Source organism: Enterobacter sp. MF024 (assembly GCF_005843915.1).
Taxonomy (GTDB): Bacteria; Pseudomonadota; Gammaproteobacteria; order Enterobacterales; family Enterobacteriaceae; genus Enterobacter; species Enterobacter barmai.
Window position 1 is genome coordinate 608289 of sequence record NZ_VCBB01000003.1, and the last position, 20898, is coordinate 629186.

A 20898-nucleotide genomic window follows, 5' to 3' on the forward strand; every position below is an offset into this window, starting at 1 on the left:
AGGCCACGGCCGCAGCCTCCGTTTGGTCAGAAAATAATCTTGTGACGACCTGCCAGAGAGTGCGACAGCGTGGTGCCGTCCACCATCTCCAGCTCGCCGCCGACCGGGACACCGTGGGCGATACGGCTGGCGTCGACGCCCGACTCCGCGCACAGCTCGGCGATATAGTTGGCTGTCGCCTCCCCTTCCACCGTTGGGTTGGTGGCGAGGATCACCTCAGAGATCGTTTCCGATTTCAGGCGCTGTTCCAGGCGGTCCAGGCCGATATCATCCGGACCAATACCGTCCAGCGGTGAAAGGTGGCCCATCAGCACAAAGTAGCGGCCAGAAAATTGCCCGGTCTGTTCGATGGCGTAAATGTCCGCAGGACTCTCCACCACGCAAATCTGACCGTTTTCCTGACGACGCGGGTTGGCGCAGATGTTACACACGTCCTGCTCGGTAAAGGTGCGGCAATCGGCACAGTGACCAATTTCCGACATGGCGCGGGTCAGAGCCTGCGCCAGGCGCATTCCGCCGCTGCGATCGCGTTGCAGCAGGGTAAACGCCATACGCTGCGCCGACTTCGGGCCGACGCCCGGCAGGCAGCGCAGCGCTTCCATTAACTGCGTAAGCAGCGGACTGGTTTGCATCAGAACGGCATCTTAAAGCCCGGTGGCAGCTGCATTCCGGAGGATACAGAGGCCATTTTTTCTTTCTGAGTTTCGTCGATACGGCGCGCAGCATCGTTAAATGCAGCGGCGACCAGATCTTCCAGCATATCTTTGTCGTCTTCGAGCAGGCTAGGGTCGATCTCCACGCGACGGCAGTTATGTGCGCCGTTGATGGTCACTTTGACCAGACCTGCGCCAGATTCGCCAGTGACTTCCATCTGCGCGATCTCTTCCTGCATCTTCTGCATTTTTTCCTGCATCTGCTGGGCCTGCTTCATCAGACCACCCAGACCGCCTTTACCACCAAACATAGGCTTCTCTCTTCTTTCACGTTAAAGATAACAACCGTAAGTCAGACTCACGATCAAATGGGTCGAATACTCTCTTCATCCAGGTCTGCATCGAAGTAACGCTGCAGGGTCTGAATGTTATTATCCGCGATAATCGACTCACGCGCCTGCGCGAGTTTCTCTTCATAAATGGCCTGACGCCACTCCAGCGGCGTTCGCACCGCCGGATTATCATCTTCAATGATGGTCAATTCAACCGGCGCACCCTGTAATGTGGAGAGCGCCTCAGTCAGCACCTGCTGCGCGCTCGCCGAATTCAGGTGACGCTGGCCCGGACGCAGATGCAGACAGATACGGTTGCCCTCCTGCTCGCGCCAGGCGTTGAGCGCGACCTGCTCCACCAGTTTCGGCAGCTTGAGTTTGCTGACCTCTGCCGCCCAGGGATCGCGCTCAAGCGACTCCTCGGCGAGTTTGGCGGAGAGCTCCGGCGTTTTCTCGTGCTCCAGCGCCTTTTTCAGCGCCTTCGGCGTGGCAACCTCCACCTTCACCTCTTCGGTGACGGTGGTCGCTTTCCAGCGATACGCCTCTTGCTTAACCGGCGCCTTTGGCTCAGAGGTGACCGTTGCCGAACGCGACTGGACGCGATCCGTGACCGAAGCCAGACGTTCAAGCGCGGCGTTATTTACCGGCCGCGCTCTTGCAGGCGCTGCCGGTTCACTCTTTTTTGGTTTGGTTGCTCCCTGAGCACGCTGTAGCTGGCTACGGGCAGCAAGCACCGAACTGGTGGCATCCGACAGCGGCACGTCCTGTCGCGGCGGTGGCGCACTCTGCTGCGTGGGCACCTGCGGCGGCGTGAGCACTGCCGTCGGCGCCACCGGAGCGAACGACTGCGGCTGCACCTCAGGTTCTGGCAGCGGCATGCGCGGATGGAACGCCAGCGCGCGCAGCAGGGTCATCTCGACCCCCATACGTCTGTCGGGCGCGAACGGCAGTTCCTTACGGCCAATTAATAGGGTTTGATAGTAGAGCTGTACGTCCGTTGGCGGAATGGTACGCGCCAGCTCGCGCATCCGCTGTTCAATGGCCGCCATATCCGGGCCCAGCGCCGCCGGGGAGAGTTGCACCATCGCAATGCGGTGCAGCAGGCTGAGCATTTCAACCAGCAGGGCTTCCCACTCGACGCCGCGTGACGCAGAGGCGTTCACCAGCTCCATCACCCGCTCGCCGTTGGCCTCAACCACCGCTTCAATCAGCGACAAGGCCTGATCGTCATCCAGCGTGCCGAGCATGGTGCTCACCGCCTGGGTCGTCAGCTTGCCTTCACCGCTGGCAATCGCCTGATCGGTGAGGCTGAGGGCATCGCGCAGGCTGCCATCGGCAGCACGCGCCAGCAGCTGCAGCGCACGCGGCTCATGCGCAACCTGCTCTTCGTTGAGAATGTATTCGAGCCGATCGCGGATCTGCGTAACGTCCAGCGCCTTCAGGTGGAACTGCAGGCAGCGGGATAAGATAGTGACCGGCAGCTTTTGCGGATCGGTGGTCGCCAGCAGGAACTTAACGTGTGCGGGCGGCTCTTCCAGCGTTTTCAGCAGGGCGTTAAAGCTGTGGCGCGAGAGCATGTGCACTTCATCGATCAGATAGACCTTGAAGCGGCCACGCGCCGGAGCGTACTGGACGTTATCCAGCAGATCGCGGGTATCTTCGACTTTGGTGCGCGAGGCGGCATCGATCTCAATCAGATCGACAAAGCGCCCCTGCTCGATTTCACGGCAGTTATCGCAGACGCCACACGGCGTGGCGGTGATGCCGCTTTCGCAGTTAAGACCTTTCGCCAGCAAACGGGCAATAGAGGTTTTACCGACGCCACGGGTACCGGAAAAAAGCCAGGCGTGATGGATACGTCCTAGCGATAAGCTGTTCGCCAGGGCGGTCAGCACATGTTCCTGGCCGACAACGTCAGCAAAGGTTTGGGGTCGCCATTTTCGGGCTAACACCTGATAACTCATGGGCAGGCTCTGCAACGCTGGAAGGTGGATATTCAGGGGGGTAATGCTAACACAACCTCACCCGTTGGGCGAGGTTGCGGGCGGGAGGATTAATGTCCCGGGAAAGGCACGAGGCTGTAGCTGGTGATGCCCTGTTTTTCGAGGCGCTGTTCGCCGCCCAGATCGAACAGGTTGATGATGAAGGCCGCATCGGTCACTTCACCACCCAGACGACGGATCAGCTTCACGGTGGCTTCAATGGTGCCGCCGGTTGCCAGCAGATCGTCAACCACCAGCACTTTATCGCCAGGCTTGATCGCATCAACGTGGATTTCAAGCTGGTCGGTGCCGTATTCCAGCTCGTAGCTCTCAGCGATGGTTTCGCGAGGCAGTTTGCGCGGTTTACGTACCGGCACAAAACCCACGCCCATTGCCAGCGCAACCGGCGCGCCAAACAGGAAGCCACGGGCTTCGGTGCCTACAACTTTGGTGATCCCGGCGTTTTTATAGCGCTCAACCAGCAGTTCAATGCTGAGAGCATACGCTTTCGGGTCTTCCAGCAAGCTGGTGACATCACGGAAAAGAATGCCAGGCTTCGGATAATCCTGGATGCTTTTGATGCTGTTTTTAAGAAATTCAAGCTGCTGCGCAGTTGCGGTCATAAATGGATGCCTGATGAAAACGGTGTTACTCACGGAGCGGATGAATGGTCGGTCAAAGTAACAATTGTTTAACCTTTGACCAGCTCTGCCCGTGCTCGAAAACGGTCGAATTTACTGGCTGCGCGCAAGAATTGCAACAGCCATACTCATGATTATTGCTTTTGTTGCTTTTCATCAACGACGGGGATCCGCCACATGAAAATCAGCAGGCAGGTGAGGATTGCCAGCAGCAGGATCCGCACCCACATCATTTTTACCATCCATAATGAAAAGGCGAAGGTCACGAGGATCACCGCAACGGCCCGTGGCTTAGCGCCGGGCGGCATGGCACGGTGCTGTTGCCAGTGGCGCAGGTAGCCGCCAAACCAGGAGCGGTAGAGCAGCCAGTGGTGAAAACGCGGCGAAGAACGGGCAAAGCACCACGCCGCCAGCAATATAAAGGGCGTGGTGGGTAAAAGAGGTAAAACAACGCCCAGCGTGCCGAGCACTACCGCAAGCCAGCCAATGATGATTAGAATAGTACGCTGCATAATGCGAATCGTTATCAAACTGAACGGCTACTGTACCACTGGAGTGCGGATTGAAAACAGCCTTGCTTTTACAGACGTTGCAAAATCAACTGACGACCCTGCGCGAGCAGGCCGCCCCGTTGATGCAGCACGCCACCCTGAAGCCGCGTTTTGACCGGCAGCTGTTCCGCACCCGCAGCACCGTAATGAAAGATTACCTCGATGAAGCCCAGCACCATCTGGACGAGCTGCGTCACGCCGTGGATAACGCGCAGGCTGAGCAGGTCACCTGGCTGGCCGCTCATCTGGCGGAACAGATCGCCGCCCTGCACCGGGAGATAGCCGCCTGGCCGCTACGCGTCTGGGACGGTGCCTCTGCGGGCACCACAAAATGGCAGCGCAAGCGCCTGGAGCACCAGGAGTTTGAACGTCGGCTATGCGAGATGAAAAATGAACGCGAGTCCCGGCTGAACCAGGCCGAAACGCTGGAAGAGCAGCAGATGCTGATGCGCGAAATTACCGCGCTGGAGGGGCGGCTTGAACGCTGCCGCAAGGCACTGGATGATATTGAACGCGTTATCGCGCGTCTGACCCGTTAACAGGAGTAGTGTGTGTCACTGGAAAACGCCCCCGATGAAGTCAAGCTGGCCGTCGACCTGATTATGTTGCTGGAGAATCATGAATTGCCGATCGACACGGTGCTGAAAGCACTGGAAATTGTGAAGCGGGATTTCGAAGGAAAAAGACCCTCACCCCTGCCCTCTCCCTGAAAGGGAGAGGGAGCAAACCATTCCCTCGCCCCTTTGGGGAGAGGGTTAGGGTGAGGGGTAACGTTACGCTGGAGTCGGATCGTCACCCTTAATGTCACGTTTCACTTCAGTATGCTCGTCGCCCTTCTCATTGCGCAGATGCACTTCAAGCTGGTTGAACGCAATATTGATGTTGTTCTCGCGGCACAGGCGTTCGATGGTGCGGTTCAGCTCATCTACGGTGTAGCTGCGGTCACGCAGTTCACGTACGTACAGACGCAGTTCATGATCCAGAGTGCTTGGTCCGAAGGTGGTGAAGAATACTGATGGCTCCGGATCGTGCATCACTTTCGGATGATCCATCGCCGCTTTCAGCAGTACTTTTTTCACCGCGTCCAGATCGGAGCCGTAGGCCACACCGAGGCGGATCACCACGCGGGTGATGGTGTCCGAGAGCGACCAGTTGATCAGTCGCTCAGTCACGAACGCTTTGTTCGGGATGATCACCTCTTTGCGATCGAAGTCGGTGATGGTGGTGGCACGAATACGGATCTTGCTGACGGTACCCGAGAAGGTGCCGATGGTGACGGTATCGCCGATACGCACCGGACGTTCGAACAGGATGATCAGACCCGAGACGAAGTTACCGAAGATCTCCTGCAAACCAAAACCAAGACCGACCGACAGCGCCGCCGCCAGCCACTGCAGTTTATCCCACGACACCCCGAGCGACCCGAAGACCGTCATGGCACCCGCCACCAGAATCACGTAGTTCAGGATGGTGGTAATGGCGTAGGAGGCACCCTGGCGCATGTTCAGGCGCGAGAGCACCAGCACTTCCAGCAGGCCTGGCAAGTTGCGGATCAAGGCCCAGGCCACCACCGACGAGACCAGCGCAAACAGCAGGCTGCCCATGGTGACGTTTTTCACCACCGCCGCACCCGCTTCGGTGCCGTTGTAGTGCCACAGCGTAATGCTGTCGAGATAGGCAAAGACGGTGATTAAATCAGACCAGATCGCCCAGAACATCACGCCGAACAGGGCAATCATCACCAGCATGGTGATACGCAGCGTCTGCTGGTTTACCTGCTCCAGGGCGATGGTCGGCTCTTCCTGCGGCTCGGCGCCTTCGGCCCCCTCTTTCACCATATTCTGTCGACGCGCCAGGGCACGGCGATAGGCAATACGACGAGCTGCAACGCTCAGCCCGCGCAGCACGGTCTGGTAGAGCAGATTCCAGAAGATCACCAGATAGACGGTTTCAATCCAGCGCCCTGACAGACGCAGGGTGGTATAGAAGTAGCCGGTTGCCGTCAGCACCATCAGCGCGACGGGAATAATAGAGAGCACGGTGACCGTCACCAGACGGATGGTGTGCGACTCTTTGTCGCGCCAGCTGTCACGGCACATCGGCCACATCAGTACGCTGATCAGCAGCAGGTTAAGCAGGATAACAAACTGCCCCAGCACATCGTCCATCAGATGCAGCGGGGAGAGTTCCGCCACCACGGACCAGAAGTGCAGCGGCAACAGCGCCAGACTGACGCGCACAATCTGGCGGCGCCAGTGGCTGGTCAGCTGCGCAGGCATATTAAAGTGACTCACCGCCACGCCGTCTTTCTCCAGCACCTTCCAGCACAGGCCAAAGACCAGCCAGAAGAGGGCCAGCTTTTTGCTGAAAGCCCACAGCAGATCGCTGATATTGAGCTGCATGGTCAGCAGGATCAGTCCGGCGGCGAGGATCAGCAGACAGACCGGCAGAGCGCGGATCAGATCGATAAGAATCGCTTTCGGGGTGTGAAGCTGGCTGTCATTACGCAGCTGCCCCACTTCCTGTGCCAGCTTCGCCTGGTATTTTTTCAGCCAGCCGAGACGCCAGCGAATTAAACCGGCAATCAGTAATAGCGGCAGGCCCGCCAGGAAAGCAAAGGCCACCGCAGGGCCTGCTTTTTCCCAGTTAACGGTGATTTTCATCGCCTTAATCTGATCTTTAAGCATGCCCGGGAAGGATTTGATCCAGTCCCAGTCCATCGGTTTGTTGCTGTTTACCCAGAAGATTTGCTGGGTGAGGATCTCCTGCAGGCTTTTAGAGACGCTCACCAGCTGCTGCTGGTTGATCTGCAGGTTAATGGCCATCATCAGCTGATTGCCCAGCTGTTTGTTCATCTGATCCAGCAGCTCGCGGCGCATATCCACCACCTGCAGCAGGGCATCATGAACTTCGTCATTGACGTCGCTGCTGTGCCCTTCTTCCAGTTTGGCGACGAAGGCATCGCTCTGGAACAGGGCGTCGCGCTGCTGGTTGACCTCAAACTGCTCCAGACGCAGATCCGCAATGCGGTTGGTCATGTCTTCCAGCTCATCGGCGGAAGGCAAGGTCTGCTGTTGCTGATAAAGAATACGCGACAGCAGCAGGCTGCCTTTCAGGACGGCAATCTGCTCTTTAATATTGCGTTCCGACTGCAGGGCGCGATCCAGCCAGTTTTTCACTTTGATATTCTGCTGAACCAGCGAGTTGCCGTTTTCGGTCGCTTTGATCAAACGCTGGCTGAGCTGATGGTTGATATCCAGCTCCTGCTTCACCAGCGGATTTTCCTGGATACGGGCGGTTTCGTCCGGGGTAACGGCTTCCTGGGCAGTTTTCTCGGTCAGGGTCAGCCGTTTGCTGTTCACCGCCTCCTGCAGCAGCTGCAGCTGGTGCTCCAGACGGTTGATGTTGGCGGTGACATAGTCGCGCTGTTTTTGCAGGGTATCCTGCAGCACGGTGTTGCCTTCCAGGCTCTTACGCTGCTGCTCGATCTGGGCATTCAGCAAAAGCTGCTGCGTCAGGAGTAGCGTCTGCTGGGTGGGGCGTAACGCAGCCTCTCCCGCGGAGGTGCCATTCAGGCGATTGCGGATCTGCTGCAGCTCCTGAGACGCGGTATACATCGCATTCTGCACGCGCTCCGGCTGAGTTTGCAGGGAGACCAGCTGGCTGTTGTAGGTGGCGAGATCGCTCTGGGCAGTTTGTAAGTCGTCCAGCAGCTGCGACACGCGCAGTTCCAGCTGGCGCAATGACAGAGTCGCCAGCGTCTTGCGGGTTTCGTCATCATTATCGATATCGCCCAGCGCGTTCAGGCTCTCTGTCGCCTTGCGCATCGCTTCTGGCGCCTGCGCCACCTTCTGACGTAATTGTGTGGTTTCGGCCTTGACCCGCTCGATCTTATCGATGGTTTCCAGAGTTTCCGTCAGATCCTTCTGCACCAGCTTATCCTGCGGAGTAAGCTCTTTTTGTTTGCTCAGGGCATCGAGCTGACTCTGGACATCGGCGCGGGTTGGCATGTCGCTGGTGTTATCACCACGCGCAAATGCAACCGGCGAAGCCAGAAAGGCGAGAAAGAAAACCAGAATAAAGGCAAAAACAGGATGCTGTTTGCGTGTGTAGTGCGACATAGTAGTGTGTAATTTGTGTGATGAATGACCCAATTGACCGGCGTGAAGAATATCACGGCGGTTGAAAGCAAAATAGCGTGAACTGTTGGCTCCCGGATAATTCCTGGGAGTCAGGCCTGCAGGGGCTCAGGCTGGGCGCGGAGCGTAGGGCAGAGCTGGTACATTTCCAGCAGAATGGCGACGTAATCACGGGCTTCACGTTGCAGATCAAAAGACTGCGGCGCAAAGAGCCAGTTTTCCATCAGTCCGGAAATATAGCTGCGCATCAGAATAGCGGCGCGACGGGTCAGCAGATTGGCGGGTAGCATTTTCGCTTTGATACAGTGAGTCAGCGTCTGTTCAATACGGTCGTAACTGGCCAGGCAGAGGCTGCGCTGCGCCTGTTGCACGATCGCCATTTCCCCAACGAATTCACATTTATGGAAGATGATCTCCATCATAAGACGGCGTCGCTCTTCAATAACTGTCGCCTCAAGAATATAAACCAGAATCTCTCTTAAAACTGAGAGTGGATCGTCAGGGAATTTTGCCCGATACTCAGTCTCGAGATCCCCAATACTGGACTCTGACAACTCCCAAATTTCACCAAATAAATCTGACTTATTTTTGAAATGCCAGTAAATCGCTCCCCGGGTTACCCCAGCCGCCTGAGCTATCTGTGCCAGAGAGGTAGATGAAACCCCCTGTTGCGAAAACAAGCGTAAAGCGACATCAAGGATGTGTTGGCGTGTTGCAAGTGCTTGTTGTTTGGTTTTTCGTGCCATGCGCAGGTGAATTTACAGGAGTCAGATTTACATACATTTATGAATGTATGTACCATAGCACGACGATAATATAAACGCAGCAATGGGTTTGTGGACGCGTGATCCATTGATCAATTTGAAATCGGAAACTCGAGGTTTACATATGAACAAAAACAGAGGGTTAACGCCTCTGGCGATCGTTCTGATGCTCTCAGGCAGCTTAGCGCTTACAGGATGTGACGAGAAACAGGCTCAACAAGGAGCTCAGCAGGTGCCAGAAGTTGGCGTCGTGACGCTCAAAACCGAACCTCTCCAGATCAAAACTGAATTACCCGGCCGTACCAGTGCTTACCGCATTGCGGAAGTGCGTCCACAGGTGAGTGGCATCATCCTGAAACGTAATTTTACGGAAGGGGGTGATGTTAAAGCGGGTGATTCTCTGTATCAGATTGATCCCGCGACCTACCAGGCTAACTACGAAAGCGCGAAAGGCGATCTGGCCAAAGCGCAGGCTGCAGCAAAAATTGCCCAGTTGACGGTCAGCCGTTATCAGAAACTGCTGGGTACTCAGTACATCAGCCAACAGGAATACGATAGCGCCCAGGCTGACGCACAGCAGGCTAACGCTGCCGTCATCGCGGCAAAAGCCGCAGTTGAAACCGCACGCATTAACCTGGCCTATACCAAAGTGACCTCGCCTATCAGCGGCCGCATTGGTAAATCGTCCGTGACTGAAGGTGCGCTGGTGCAGAACGGCCAGACTAACGCGCTGGCAACCGTGCAGCAGCTCGACCCGATCTATGTCGATGTTACCCAGTCGAGCAATGATTTCCTGCGCCTGAAACAGGAGCTGGAGAACGGCACGCTGAAGCAGGAAAACGGCAAAGCGAAAGTTGAACTGGTTACCAGCGACGGCATTAAGTTCCCTGAGGCCGGCAGCCTTGAGTTCTCTGACGTGACGGTCGATCAGACCACCGGTTCCATCACCCTGCGCGCAATTTTCCCGAACCCGAACCATACGCTGTTACCGGGCATGTTCGTCCGCGCCAGCCTGGAAGAAGGGACCAACCCAACCGCACTGCTGGTTCCACAGCAGGGCGTGACCCGCACACCGCGCGGCGATGCCAGTGCGATGGTGATTGGCGCTGAAGACAAAGTCGAAGTTCGTCAGATCACGGCAACCCAGGCCATTGGTGATAAATGGCTGGTGACCGACGGTCTGAAAGATGGCGATCGCGTCATTATTACCGGATTACAAAAAGTTCGCCCAGGCGCCAAGGTAAAAGCGCAAGAGGTCACGTCTGACAATCAACAACAAGCCTCAGCAGGCGGTCAGTCAGAACAACCTAAGTCTTAACTTAAACAGGAGCCGTTAAGACATGCCTAATTTCTTTATCGATCGCCCCATTTTCGCGTGGGTGATCGCCATAATCATCATGCTAGCCGGGGGACTCGCGATCCTGAAGCTGCCTGTCGCGCAATATCCAACCATTGCGCCGCCAGCAATTTCAATCGCCGCAACCTACCCAGGGGCTGATGCGAAAACGGTGCAGGACACCGTGACGCAGGTTATCGAACAGAACATGAACGGTATCGATAACCTGATGTACATGTCCTCCAACAGTGACTCCACCGGTACGGTGCAGATCACGCTGACCTTCGAATCCGGTACGGATGCGGACATCGCCCAGGTACAGGTGCAGAACAAACTGCAGCTGGCGATGCCGTTACTGCCGCAGGAAGTACAGCAGCAGGGTGTGAGTGTGGAGAAATCCTCCAGTAGCTTCCTGATGGTTGTCGGCGTTATCAACACCAACGGCACCATGACGCAGGAGGATATTTCCGACTACGTGGGCGCCAACATGAAGGACGCCATCAGCCGTACTTCTGGTGTGGGTGACGTACAGCTGTTCGGTTCTCAGTACGCGATGCGTATCTGGATGGACCCGAACAAGCTGAACAACTTCCAGCTGACGCCTGTGGACGTGATCACCGCCATTAAAGCGCAGAACGCCCAGGTTGCAGCCGGTCAGTTAGGCGGTACGCCGCCGGTGAAAGGCCAGCAGCTGAACGCCTCTATCATCGCACAGACCCGACTGACCTCCGCAGATGAGTTCAGTAAGATTCTGCTTAAGGTGAATCCGGACGGTTCACAAGTTCGCCTGCGCGACGTTGCGAAGGTGGAACTGGGTGGTGAGAACTACGACGTTATCGCCAAGTTTAACGGCCAGCCGGCATCCGGTCTGGGTATTAAACTGGCGACCGGTGCTAACGCCCTGGATACTGCTAACGCGATCCGTGCTGAACTGAAGAAAATGGAACCTTTCTTCCCGTCAGGCCTGAAGATCGTTTACCCGTATGACACCACGCCGTTCGTTAAAATCTCTATCCACGAAGTAGTGAAAACGCTGGTAGAAGCGATCATCCTGGTATTCCTGGTGATGTATCTGTTCCTGCAAAACTTCCGTGCGACGCTGATTCCAACCATCGCAGTACCGGTGGTTCTGCTCGGGACCTTTGCTATCCTGGCGGCCTTCGGCTTCTCGATAAACACCCTGACGATGTTCGGGATGGTGCTGGCCATCGGCCTGCTCGTGGATGACGCCATCGTGGTGGTCGAAAACGTCGAGCGTGTGATGTCCGAAGAGGGACTGCCGCCGAAAGAAGCGACCCGTAAATCCATGGGTCAGATTCAGGGCGCGCTGGTCGGTATCGCTATGGTTCTGTCGGCGGTATTTATCCCGATGGCCTTCTTCGGTGGTTCTACCGGTGCGATTTATCGCCAGTTCTCGATCACCATCGTTTCCGCGATGGCCCTGTCGGTACTGGTCGCTCTGATCCTGACCCCTGCGCTGTGCGCCACCATGCTGAAACCGGTGGCTAAAGGCGATCACGGAGAAAACAAAAAAGGCTTCTTCGGCTGGTTTAACCGCATGTTCGATAAGAGCACGCACCACTACACCGACAGCATAGGCAATATCCTGCGCAGCACCGGTCGTTACCTGCTGCTCTATATCATCATCGTGGTCGGCATGGCCTACCTGTTCGTTCGTCTGCCAAGCTCCTTCCTGCCTGATGAAGACCAGGGCGTATTCCTGACGATGGCCCAGCTCCCGGCGGGTGCATCGCAAGAGCGTACCCAGAAAGTGCTGGATGAAGTCACTGATTATTACCTCAATAAAGAGAAAGCCAACGTTGAATCGGTGTTTGCGGTTAACGGCTTTGGCTTTGCAGGTCGTGGTCAGAACACCGGTATTGCCTTCGTCTCTCTGAAAGACTGGGCTGATCGTCCGGGTGACGAGAATAAGGTAGAAGCCATTACCGGTCGCGCCATGGGCACCTTCTCGCAGATTAAAGATGCGATGGTCTTCGCCTTTAACCTGCCAGCGATTGTTGAGTTGGGTACGGCGACCGGCTTTGACTTCCAGCTTATCGACCAGGGTGGTTTGGGCCATGAAAAACTGACTCAGGCGCGTAACCAGCTGTTCGGCGAAGTGGCCAAGCACCCTGACCTGCTGGTTGGCGTTCGTCCAAACGGCCTGGAAGATACCCCGCAGTTCAAAGTGGATATCGATCAGGAAAAAGCACAGGCGCTGGGCGTGTCTATCAGCGACATCAACACCACACTGGGCGCAGCCTGGGGCGGGAGCTACGTCAACGACTTCATCGACCGCGGTCGTGTGAAGAAGGTGTACGTAATGTCTGAAGCGCAATACCGTATGTTGCCAAGCGATATCAATAACTGGTATGTGCGCGGCAGCAACGGGCAGATGGTGCCGTTCTCAGCCTTCTCTACCTCTCGCTGGGAATACGGTTCACCGCGTCTGGAACGTTACAACGGTCTGCCATCCATGGAGATCCTGGGCCAGGCGGCACCGGGCAGAAGTACCGGTGAAGCCATGAACCTGATGGAAGAGCTGGCGGGTAAACTGCCTGCGGGTATTGGCTACGACTGGACGGGGATGTCCTATCAGGAACGTCTGTCCGGTAACCAGGCCCCTGCCCTGTATGCCATCTCACTGATTGTGGTGTTCCTGTGTCTGGCGGCGCTGTACGAGAGCTGGTCGATTCCGTTCTCGGTTATGCTGGTTGTACCGCTGGGGGTCATTGGTGCCCTGCTGGCGGCGACGTTCCGCGGGCTGGGTAATGACGTGTACTTCCAGGTGGGCCTGCTGACAACCATTGGCTTGTCGGCGAAGAACGCGATATTAATCGTCGAATTCGCCAAAGATCTGATGGATAAAGAAGGCAAAGGCCTGATTGAAGCAACGCTGGAAGCAGTCCGTATGCGTCTGCGTCCGATTCTGATGACCTCCCTCGCCTTTATCCTCGGCGTTATGCCGCTGGTTATTAGCTCGGGTGCAGGTTCCGGTGCGCAGAACGCCGTAGGTACCGGCGTAATGGGTGGGATGGTGACCGCGACCGTCCTGGCGATCTTCTTCGTTCCGGTGTTCTTCGTGGTTGTACGTCGTCGTTTTAGCCGTAAGAGCGATGATGTGGAACACAATCACCCGGTGTGATGACACAGATTCGGGTTTAACCGTTAAAAAGGCCGCATATGCGGCCTTTTTTTTAGCAATTGAAAATCATAAAATTAGCTTATTGAGGGTTTATATATTTAATGTAACGCTTAAACCACATATCATATTTAGTCTGGTTCTTTTACAGAAATTCTCAATTTCATGCGTTGCTTCTTAGGTATTAAGAGTATTCCTGGTGTTTTTTGATTTTAAACGGGCTTGAGAAATCACATGTGGTGATAAGTAAAGTTCGGTGTCAGGAGAAAAAAATATATAACATAGTGAAGGTCAAAGACGGTAAAGCGCTGCGTAATTGTAATTTTTCGTAATAGCGCGGTGAAATCCTGATTAGAGTAGATTATAGTTAAAGCAAGAGGCATAACAGTAGCCGTTGACGCTAAGCCAGTTGTACCCTTCCCGACAGCGATGTTCGGTGAGTAAAGAATCACTCAAAAAGGGGATGCGCTATGGACGAATACTCGCCCAAAAGGCAAGATATTGCACAGTTGAAATTCCTTTGTGAATCCCTGTACCATGACTGCCTGACAAATCTCGACGAGAGCAATCATGGCTGGGTAAATGACCCTACTTCTGCCATTAATTTGCAGTTAAACGAGTTGATTGAACATATTGCTACCTTCGCCCTTAATTATAAAATTAAGTATAACGAAGATAATAAGTTGATTGAGCAAATTGACGAATACCTGGATGACACTTTTATGTTATTCAGCAGCTACGGCATTAACGCACAGGATTTGCAAAAATGGCGTAAATCGGGCAATCGGCTTTTTCGTTGTTTTGTTACGGCAAGCAGAGCTAATCCGTTAGCTTCTCCGGTTAAAACTATTACAAACAATTAGGTGAATTTATGTCTGATAAACCATTAACCAAGACTGATTATTTGATGCGTCTGCGACGTTGTCAGTCAATTGACACCCTTGAGCGCGTGATTGAAAAAAATAAATACGAGCTTTCTGATAATGAACTGGCAGTATTCTATTCTGCGGCCGACCATCGCCTGGCCGAACTGACGATGAATAAGCTGTATGATAAAATTCCTACCGCAGTATGGAAGTTTGTACGCTGATTCTGTTTACAGATGCCAGAGGTGTTGCGCGACTCTCCGGCGCTTCAAATTTGCGTTACTGGCAGCTCTTCATCCGGTTAGGCTCATGCTATCGTCCAGGGAATTTTGCGTTGTAGAGAACAGACTGGTCACTTCATCTCACCCGCCCTTTTCAGGTAACTGTTATGATTTTTCTTAGTCTAACTGTTACTTTCCACAAACATTGTGGTCACTTAAAATATACGGATCCTTCGTATTGAGTTGAATTCACAAAGGGCAGAAGATGACCGAGATACAACGCCTGCTTACCGAAACCATTGACGATCTCAATGTTCGCGAAAAGCGTGACAATAAACCGCGTTTCAGCATCAGCTTTATTCGCAAACATCCTGGTCTGTTTGTCGCCATGTATGCGGCGTGGCTGGCGACGCTGGTGGTGATGCTGCAATCAGAAACCCTGATCGGTTCCGTCTGGTTGCTGGTGGTGTTGTTCATCGTCTTTAACGCCTTCTTCTTCTTCGACGTTAATCCACGCTATCGCTATGAAGATATTGATGTACTGGATTTTCGCGTTTGCTACAACGGGGAGTGGTACAACACACGCTTTGTGCCTGGACAGCTGATCGAAAACATTCTGCACTCGCCCAACGTCGAGTTACAGCAAAAAGAGAAACTGCAGAAGATGATCGCCACCAAGGGCGAGCTCTCTTTCTACGACGTCTTTACCCTCTCCCGCACACCTGCCTGATCCCGTTTAGACCTGCCGCCGACAGTTTACCTTTCAGCGGCAGGCACCTTACCCGCTTAACGTCTCTTCTTCCGCCCCTGCACCGCCTTAAAGCGCGGATTGGATTTGCATATCACATACAGCCGCCCTTTACGTTTGACGATTTGACAATCGGGATGACGTTGTTTGGCACTGCGCAATGAATTCAGAACCTGCATGCTTACCTCAAATATGAATTGTTATAACATAACAATAAGCATATCCGAGTGGCGAGCGGAAAACAACCCACGCCGGAAGCCAGGCCGCCGGAGTTTTCCTGGCCCCCTAAATTGCAGAATGAAATCAATGCCAGCCGCATGCTATAACGCTACACTTCAACAGTACTTTTCGTTTTAACGTCATCGTTTTGCACGCCCCGGGCCCGGCGTTATAAAAAGGAAACAGGAGCATGACAACCCGACAGCTGGTGAGCATGGTTACCTGCGTGCTAATTATTTCAGTGCTTGTTCCTGTTTGTCTGAGCGTATGGCTGGCGCATAGCAATGCGGAGCAGCGGTTTGTTGACGATCTGAATAACTACTCTTCCCGGGTGCAGATCCGAACCGACAAAGTCATTACCCAGGCAAAGTCAGCGCTTACTGAGATGGCGTCGTTTAAAGGGATCCCCTGTAGCTACGAACACACGTTGGCCATGCGCCGCACCTCTTTTTCCTGGCGATATATTCAGGAGGTCATCTACATTGAGGATCTCAAGCCGCGCTGCTCCTCGCTGGAACAGGAGAGCCATGCCGCCCCCTTTCCGCCTGCAATGCGGGTAACGCCTGATGGCTATCGGGCCTGGATCACCTCGCACAACGACCTCGCCGTCGATCGCTATATGGCTGCAATTGGCAATGACCACTATATCGTGCTGGTTGACCCGGCCTCGCTGATCGATGTGATCCCCTTAGGCTCCTGGCCGATCGACGTGGCCCTGATCGGCACCCTGCGCAATGTGATCTTTGCCAGCAGTAATAACCTGGATATTCAGGTATTCAATGAGATGCGGCGCAGCGGCAGCACCCATTTTCAGCATGACGGCGCGATGTACAACGTCCATAACGTGTCCGACCTGGGGTTTTCCATCGTCACCTGGTCCTCCCTCAAACCTCTAAAAGAGAGCTGGCACCACCAGCTTATTTTCTGGCTGCCTTTTGGCGTCCTGATCAGTCTGCTGACGGCCTGGTTTATCCTGCGCGTGTTGCGCCGCCTGCAGTCGCCCCGGTACCGTTTACTGGATGCCATTAATGCCCGGGAGTTTAAGGTTCATTTCCAGCCGATTGTGGCGTTAAACAGCGGCAGGCTGACCGGTGCGGAAGCGCTTGCACGCTGGCCGCAACCGGACGGCAGCTACCTGTCGCCGGATATTTTCGTCTCCCTGGCCGAGCAGACGGGCCTGACGAATCAGCTGACCACGCTTATCATCGAAAAAGTTTTTGAAGAGATGGGGGAGTGGCTGCGCCAGCATCCGGGCCACCATATTTCGATTAACCTTGCCCCGGAGGATTTGATCTCCGGTAACGTGCTTCCGCTGCTGAGCCGCCTGCTGAATCAGTGGCAACTTCCCCCCTCACAGATTGCGCTGGAGCTCACCGAGCGCGGGTTCGCCGATCCCGCCGTCAGCGCTCCGGCCATTGCCGCGTTCAGGCGTGCAGGCCACTCGGTCTATATCGATGATTTCGGAACGGGCTATTCCAGCCTCAGCTATCTCCAGGATCTGGACGTCGATACGCTGAAAATAGACAAGTCCTTTGTCGACGCGCTGGAGTACAAAAACGTCACCTCGCACATCATCGAGATGGCCAAATCGCTCAACCTGGATATGGTGGCAGAAGGAATTGAAACCGAAGGCCAGCTGGCATGGTTACGGAGCCACGGCGTGCAGTACGGTCAGGGGTGGTTTTACAGCAAAGCGCTGCCGAAAGAGGCATTTATTCAGTGGGCGGAAAATAACCTCGAGCCGGAGAGTCGCGCTTAGCGCCCGACGGAGAGCGCCGCCGGGCGGCAGGTTTATTCGTCCAGCAGAGGCGAGAAGCCTCCATAAATCATCCGTTTACCGTCAAAGGGCATGGCTTCGCCAAATTCTTTCATCCTGGGATCGTTCATCATCTTCTGATTCGCCTCGTCGCGAACCGCTTTGGAAGGATATTCGATCCAGCTGAAGACCACTTCTTCGTTCTCTTCCGCCTTCACCGCCATGCGAAAGTCGGTTAATTTGCCGTCAGGCACGTCATCTGCCCAACACTCTACGATGCGAAGCGCGCCAAACTCTTTAAACAAAGGCGCGGCTTTCGCCGCCATCTCGCGATAAGCCTCCTTATTACCCGCGGGAACGGCAACCACAAAACCATCGACATACTTCATCAGATAAACCTCCGAAGTGAACGTGCGGCCACGCGTTGTGGCCGCATCAGCGATTAAGTTTAGTTCTGTTGCCAGCTAAAGGCGTAACGCACCTTTTTCCCCTGCAGAATAAATTCCGGTGAGACGCTTGGGCTCCAGGAATCATCCCCGCCGACGCCCATATGGAAGGCATCAAGGTTCAGCCAGCAGCCGGACTCCTCCCGTAACAGGTGGTGGTGCGACGTCTCACGCAGCTGCGTCTGGCTGTAGCGGCTTACCGAGAAGTGGAAGTCGCCATCCAGCTGATGCTGTCCCAGGTTCAGCTGACGCGTATCGCAGCGCAGGCCGTTGTCGGTGGGGAAAATGTAAGGCGTATGCAGCTCAGCCAGCGGCAGTTCCCAGCGCCCCTGACGGGCGGCGAGCTTGCGATCCGGGTAGTTCTCATACGGCCCGAGCCCCTGCCAGCTTACAGTCTGCGGCGTCAGGGCCAGCTGACAGCAGAGCCCAATACGCGCAGGCTCGGGTATATCGCTCGCCACCTGGACTTCAATATCGCCATGCAGCACACCCTGGCTGTCGATACGCCAGTATTTACGGCTCAGGAACAGCACCTGGTTGCCATGCTCCCAGGCATGCAGCGTGGTGATAGTCACCGCCTGCTCCAGCTGCTCGCCGTCGCACTGCAGCAGACGCGGCGTCAGGTTGTACATCCCCGCCGCCTTCCAGCGCTCCACCCAGGCGTTGGGATCGATGCGGGTCGCTTCGCTGACGCCGATATCGTTATCCAGCGGGGCGCGGGTGAAGTTATCGGTCAGCGGTGAAAGCAGGGCTGGCTCTCCCTCGCGCCACCACTGGGTCAGGTCGCCGCTGGCGCGGTCAAACTGCCAGCGCTGCTGCTGATGCGTTACCACCAGGGCGTCATCCGCGCGGGTCAGCAGCGGTGTTTCCCCGGCAGCTTTTGGCGTTGCGACGAATAACGGCGCGGGCAGCGGCCACTGATCCCAGGCGCAGAGATGGTTTTCGCCGGACCACGGCGTGGCCGCAGGCTGGAACACTTCCACGTTCAGCCAGACATCGCCCGGCGCAGCTGCCCACTGTGGCAGGGTAATCTCGAGGCGTTGTGTGCCCTGGGCCGGAATGTTCAGGGCGACAACATCGGTGGCCAGCACTTCGCCATCGCGCATCACCGACCAGCGCAGCTGCTCGTTGTCCGTAGTGCGGAAGAGATAATCGCTCTGCACCTCCACCACCAGCGGAGAGTGGCTTTGCAGGGTAAAGGTGAAGAACTGCTGGGCGCGCTGGGCTTCGTACAGGGCCGGATGCGGGGTGCGATCCGGGAACACCAGCCCGTTGAGACAAAACTGTCGGTCGTTAGGCTTATCGCCAAAATCGCCGCCGTAAGCCCAGAAGGGATTGCCCTGCTCGTCGTATTTCGTCAGCGCCTGGTCAACCCAGTCCCAGACGAAACCGCCCTGCAGGCGAGGATGTTTGCGGAAGGCCTCCCAGTATTTCGCGAACCCGCCGAAGCTGTTGCCCATCGCGTGGGCGTATTCGCAGAGGATCAGCGGGCGGGATTCATCCGGCATGCCGATCCACTTTTTAAGTGACCATTTTGGTACTGCCGGGAAAGGCTGATCCTGATCGACGCGGGCGTACATCGGACAGATAATGTCGGTCGCCGCGGTATTGGCGCCGCCGCCTTCATACTGTACCGGGCGGGTTGGATCGGTTGTCTTGATCCAGCGGTAAAGGGCGTCGTGGTTCGCGCCATGACCGGACTCATTGCCCAGGGACCAGATAATAATCGACGGGTGATTTCTGTCGCGCTGCACCATCCGGGTGACGCGTTCGCTCATGGCGGGCAGCCAGCGCGGATCGTCGGCCAGTCGACTCATCGGCACCATACCGTGGGTTTCAATATTGGCCTCATCCACCACGTAAAGCCCGTAGCGATCGCACAGGCGGTACCACAGCGGATGGTTAGGATAGTGCGAGCAGCGTACGGCGTTAAAGTTGTGCTGCTTCATCAGCTCAATGTCGCGGCGCATGGTGGCTTCGTCCATCACTTGCCCGCGCTCGGGATGGTGCTCGTGACGGTTCACCCCGCGGATCAGCAGCGGCTTGCCGTTGAGCTTCAGCAGCCCGTTGGCTATCTCAACGTGGCGGAAGCCGACGTCGCAGGCTTCAATGTCCAGAACCTGGCCCTGAGCGTCGCGCAGCGCAAGGGTCAGCCGGTACAGGGCGGGGATTTCCGCGCTCCACAGCGCCGGTTGTTCCACCTTCAGTGAAACATTGACCCTCTCCTGCCAGTGACCCCGCTCGTCGACAATGTCCGAGCCCGGCAGGCCGACGGCGCTGGCGATAAGCTCCCCTTCCCGCCACAGGTTGACGCTCACCTCGCAATCGGCGTAATCACTCCCGCCGAGGGTCAGCCCCAGCTTAAGCTGGGCACGGTCATAATCGGCATTCAGTTCGGTCTCGACGTGATAATCGGCGATATGGGTAGCCGGTTTGTGCAGCAGAGTGACGTCGCGGAAGATGCCGCTCATCCGCCACATATCCTGATCTTCGAGATAGCTGCCGTCGCACCAGCGCAGCACCATCACCGCCAGGCGATTGCTGCCTGCGCGCAGGAACGCAGAAACATCAAACTCCGCAGGCAGACGGCTGTCCTGGGAGTAGCCCACCCACTGGCCGTTGCACCACAGGTAAAAGGCCGAGTTGACGCCCTCGAAGACCAGCCGGGTCTGGCCGCTCGCCAGCCAGCTCTCTTCCATCTCGAATGTGAGCGAGTAACAACCGGTCGGGTTCTCTGCCGGGACAAACGGCGGGTTCACCGCAATCGGATAGGTGACGTTGGTGTAGATCGGGGTATCAAAGCCCTGCATCTGCCAGTTGGAGGGGACGGGCATCACCACCGCATCCGCGCAATCCTGTTGCGTCCAGCTGTCGGGAACCTGCTCCGGAGCCGTAAAAAAGCTGAACTGCCAGTCGCCGTTAAGCGAGCGGACGCTGGGCGTCTTACCCTCATCCCGCGCGGCGTGTTCGTCGCGCCAGCTGCTCAACGGCACGTGGGCAGGGAGTCGATTCCATTGGGTGACGCCGGGGTTTTCCCAGTCGCGGCGAGTGATCAGGGTGCTGAGGGTCAGCGGAGCAGGATGGGACATGGTTACCTCTTTG

The 20898-nt window shown here is 55.9% G+C and carries 18 protein-coding genes and 1 other annotated feature; of the genes, 8 read left to right on the plus strand and 10 right to left on the minus strand.

Features of this window, described 5'->3' with window-relative positions; translation table 11 throughout:
• Window positions 1-26 precede the first annotated feature (26 nt).
• From recR to FFB58_RS09385, 5 genes are all read right to left on the minus strand, one after another.
• Entirely contained in the window at window positions 27-632 is a 606-nt protein-coding gene (gene recR / locus FFB58_RS09365; RefSeq protein ID WP_039032412.1) for a recombination mediator RecR, read from the minus strand.
• Entirely contained in the window at window positions 632-964 is a 333-nt protein-coding gene (locus FFB58_RS09370) for a YbaB/EbfC family nucleoid-associated protein (protein WP_032616874.1), read from the minus strand. Before FFB58_RS09370 ends, recR begins: the two co-directional genes overlap by 1 nt.
• A 53-nt stretch (window positions 965-1017) precedes the next feature.
• Entirely contained in the window at window positions 1018-2949 is a 1932-nt protein-coding gene (gene dnaX, locus FFB58_RS09375; RefSeq protein WP_138369708.1) for a DNA polymerase III subunit gamma/tau, read from the minus strand.
• Window positions 1624-1688 (minus strand) — a sequence feature (DnaX frameshifting element). (Overlaps the previous gene by 65 nt.)
• A gap of 89 nt (window positions 2950-3038) precedes the next feature.
• Window positions 3039-3590, minus strand: a complete 552-nt coding sequence (gene apt, locus FFB58_RS09380; RefSeq protein ID WP_010428187.1) for an adenine phosphoribosyltransferase — start codon at window positions 3588-3590, stop codon at window positions 3039-3041.
• 152 nt (window positions 3591-3742) lie between these two features.
• Window positions 3743-4120 carry a DUF454 family protein gene (locus tag FFB58_RS09385; RefSeq protein ID WP_039032410.1) on the minus strand — a complete coding sequence of 126 codons (378 nt, stop codon included), beginning with the start codon at window positions 4118-4120 and terminating at the stop codon, window positions 3743-3745.
• Between the two features lie 50 nt (window positions 4121-4170).
• On the opposite strand from FFB58_RS09385, the gene priC reads away from it, so the two are divergent.
• Entirely contained in the window at window positions 4171-4698 is a 528-nt protein-coding gene (gene priC / locus FFB58_RS09390) for a primosomal replication protein N'' (RefSeq protein WP_138369709.1), read from the plus strand.
• Window positions 4699-4710: 12 nt separating this feature from the next.
• Window positions 4711-4869: a pleiotropic regulatory protein RsmS gene (gene rsmS / locus FFB58_RS09395; RefSeq protein ID WP_138369710.1), complete on the plus strand. Its 159-nt coding sequence runs from the start codon at window positions 4711-4713 to the stop codon at window positions 4867-4869.
• A gap of 63 nt (window positions 4870-4932) precedes the next feature.
• On the opposite strand, the gene mscK is transcribed toward rsmS, so the two are convergent.
• Entirely contained in the window at window positions 4933-8280 is a 3348-nt protein-coding gene (gene mscK, locus FFB58_RS09400; protein WP_138369711.1) for a mechanosensitive channel MscK, read from the minus strand.
• Between the two features lie 110 nt (window positions 8281-8390).
• The gene (gene acrR / locus FFB58_RS09405; RefSeq protein WP_039032407.1) at window positions 8391-9044 is read right to left on the minus strand and encodes a multidrug efflux transporter transcriptional repressor AcrR; all 654 of its coding nucleotides are present in this window, start codon (window positions 9042-9044) and stop codon (window positions 8391-8393) included.
• 142 nt (window positions 9045-9186) lie between these two features.
• Between acrR and acrA the strand changes: the two genes are divergently transcribed.
• The 5 genes from acrA to FFB58_RS09430 all read left to right on the plus strand — a co-directional run bounded on the left by acrA (window position 9187) and on the right by FFB58_RS09430 (window position 15357).
• Window positions 9187-10380 (plus strand): multidrug efflux RND transporter periplasmic adaptor subunit AcrA, encoded by a 1194-nt coding sequence (gene acrA, locus FFB58_RS09410; RefSeq protein WP_039032406.1) that lies wholly within the window; start codon window positions 9187-9189, stop codon window positions 10378-10380.
• 22 nt (window positions 10381-10402) lie between these two features.
• On the plus strand, window positions 10403-13543 hold the full coding sequence (acrB, locus tag FFB58_RS09415; RefSeq protein WP_138369712.1) for a multidrug efflux RND transporter permease subunit AcrB: 3141 nt from the start codon (window positions 10403-10405) through the stop codon (window positions 13541-13543).
• 467 nt (window positions 13544-14010) lie between these two features.
• A complete protein-coding gene (gene tomB / locus FFB58_RS09420; protein WP_039032404.1) occupies window positions 14011-14403 on the plus strand; it encodes an Hha toxicity modulator TomB in 393 nt (130 codons plus the stop codon).
• A gap of 8 nt (window positions 14404-14411) precedes the next feature.
• Window positions 14412-14630, plus strand: a complete 219-nt coding sequence (locus FFB58_RS09425; RefSeq protein WP_032616864.1) for an HHA domain-containing protein — start codon at window positions 14412-14414, stop codon at window positions 14628-14630.
• 262 nt (window positions 14631-14892) lie between these two features.
• Window positions 14893-15357 (plus strand): YlaC family protein, encoded by a 465-nt coding sequence (locus FFB58_RS09430; RefSeq protein WP_039032403.1) that lies wholly within the window; start codon window positions 14893-14895, stop codon window positions 15355-15357.
• A gap of 56 nt (window positions 15358-15413) precedes the next feature.
• Here the strand turns inward: FFB58_RS09430 and ykgO are convergent, their stop codons facing one another.
• Window positions 15414-15554, minus strand: a complete 141-nt coding sequence (gene ykgO / locus FFB58_RS09435; protein WP_003859006.1) for a type B 50S ribosomal protein L36 — start codon at window positions 15552-15554, stop codon at window positions 15414-15416.
• Between the two features lie 230 nt (window positions 15555-15784).
• On the opposite strand from ykgO, the gene FFB58_RS09440 reads away from it, so the two are divergent.
• Window positions 15785-17353: an EAL domain-containing protein gene (locus tag FFB58_RS09440; RefSeq protein ID WP_138369713.1), complete on the plus strand. Its 1569-nt coding sequence runs from the start codon at window positions 15785-15787 to the stop codon at window positions 17351-17353.
• Between the two features lie 32 nt (window positions 17354-17385).
• Here FFB58_RS09440 and FFB58_RS09445 read toward each other — a convergent pair whose 3' ends face one another.
• Both FFB58_RS09445 and FFB58_RS09450 read right to left on the minus strand, forming a co-directional pair.
• Window positions 17386-17739 carry a DUF1428 family protein gene (locus FFB58_RS09445; protein ID WP_039032401.1) on the minus strand — a complete coding sequence of 118 codons (354 nt, stop codon included), beginning with the start codon at window positions 17737-17739 and terminating at the stop codon, window positions 17386-17388.
• Between the two features lie 59 nt (window positions 17740-17798).
• A complete protein-coding gene (locus tag FFB58_RS09450; protein ID WP_138369714.1) occupies window positions 17799-20885 on the minus strand; it encodes a beta-galactosidase in 3087 nt (1028 codons plus the stop codon).
• Window positions 20886-20898: the final 13 nt, after the last annotated feature.

Excerpts from the sequence above, each read along its gene's own strand:
- acrR (WP_039032407.1), bottom strand. The coding sequence starts at position 9,044 with ATGGCACGAAAAACCAAACAACAAGCACTTGCAACACGCCAACACATC.
- acrA (WP_039032406.1), top strand. The coding sequence starts at position 9,187 with ATGAACAAAAACAGAGGGTTAACGCCTCTGGCGATCGTTCTGATGCTC.
- FFB58_RS09440 (WP_138369713.1), top strand. The coding sequence starts at position 15,785 with ATGACAACCCGACAGCTGGTGAGCATGGTTACCTGCGTGCTAATTATT.
- dnaX (WP_138369708.1), bottom strand. The coding sequence starts at position 2,949 with ATGAGTTATCAGGTGTTAGCCCGAAAATGGCGACCCCAAACCTTTGCT.
- FFB58_RS09370 (WP_032616874.1), bottom strand. The coding sequence starts at position 964 with ATGTTTGGTGGTAAAGGCGGTCTGGGTGGTCTGATGAAGCAGGCCCAG.
- FFB58_RS09425 (WP_032616864.1), top strand. The coding sequence starts at position 14,412 with ATGTCTGATAAACCATTAACCAAGACTGATTATTTGATGCGTCTGCGA.
- FFB58_RS09445 (WP_039032401.1), bottom strand. The coding sequence starts at position 17,739 with ATGAAGTATGTCGATGGTTTTGTGGTTGCCGTTCCCGCGGGTAATAAG.
- apt (WP_010428187.1), bottom strand. The coding sequence starts at position 3,590 with ATGACCGCAACTGCGCAGCAGCTTGAATTTCTTAAAAACAGCATCAAA.
- ykgO (WP_003859006.1), bottom strand. The coding sequence starts at position 15,554 with ATGCAGGTTCTGAATTCATTGCGCAGTGCCAAACAACGTCATCCCGAT.
- recR (WP_039032412.1), bottom strand. The coding sequence starts at position 632 with ATGCAAACCAGTCCGCTGCTTACGCAGTTAATGGAAGCGCTGCGCTGC.
- FFB58_RS09430 (WP_039032403.1), top strand. The coding sequence starts at position 14,893 with ATGACCGAGATACAACGCCTGCTTACCGAAACCATTGACGATCTCAAT.
- acrB (WP_138369712.1), top strand. The coding sequence starts at position 10,403 with ATGCCTAATTTCTTTATCGATCGCCCCATTTTCGCGTGGGTGATCGCC.
- FFB58_RS09450 (WP_138369714.1), bottom strand. The coding sequence starts at position 20,885 with ATGTCCCATCCTGCTCCGCTGACCCTCAGCACCCTGATCACTCGCCGC.
- FFB58_RS09385 (WP_039032410.1), bottom strand. The coding sequence starts at position 4,120 with ATGCAGCGTACTATTCTAATCATCATTGGCTGGCTTGCGGTAGTGCTC.
- tomB (WP_039032404.1), top strand. The coding sequence starts at position 14,011 with ATGGACGAATACTCGCCCAAAAGGCAAGATATTGCACAGTTGAAATTC.
- mscK (WP_138369711.1), bottom strand. The coding sequence starts at position 8,280 with ATGTCGCACTACACACGCAAACAGCATCCTGTTTTTGCCTTTATTCTG.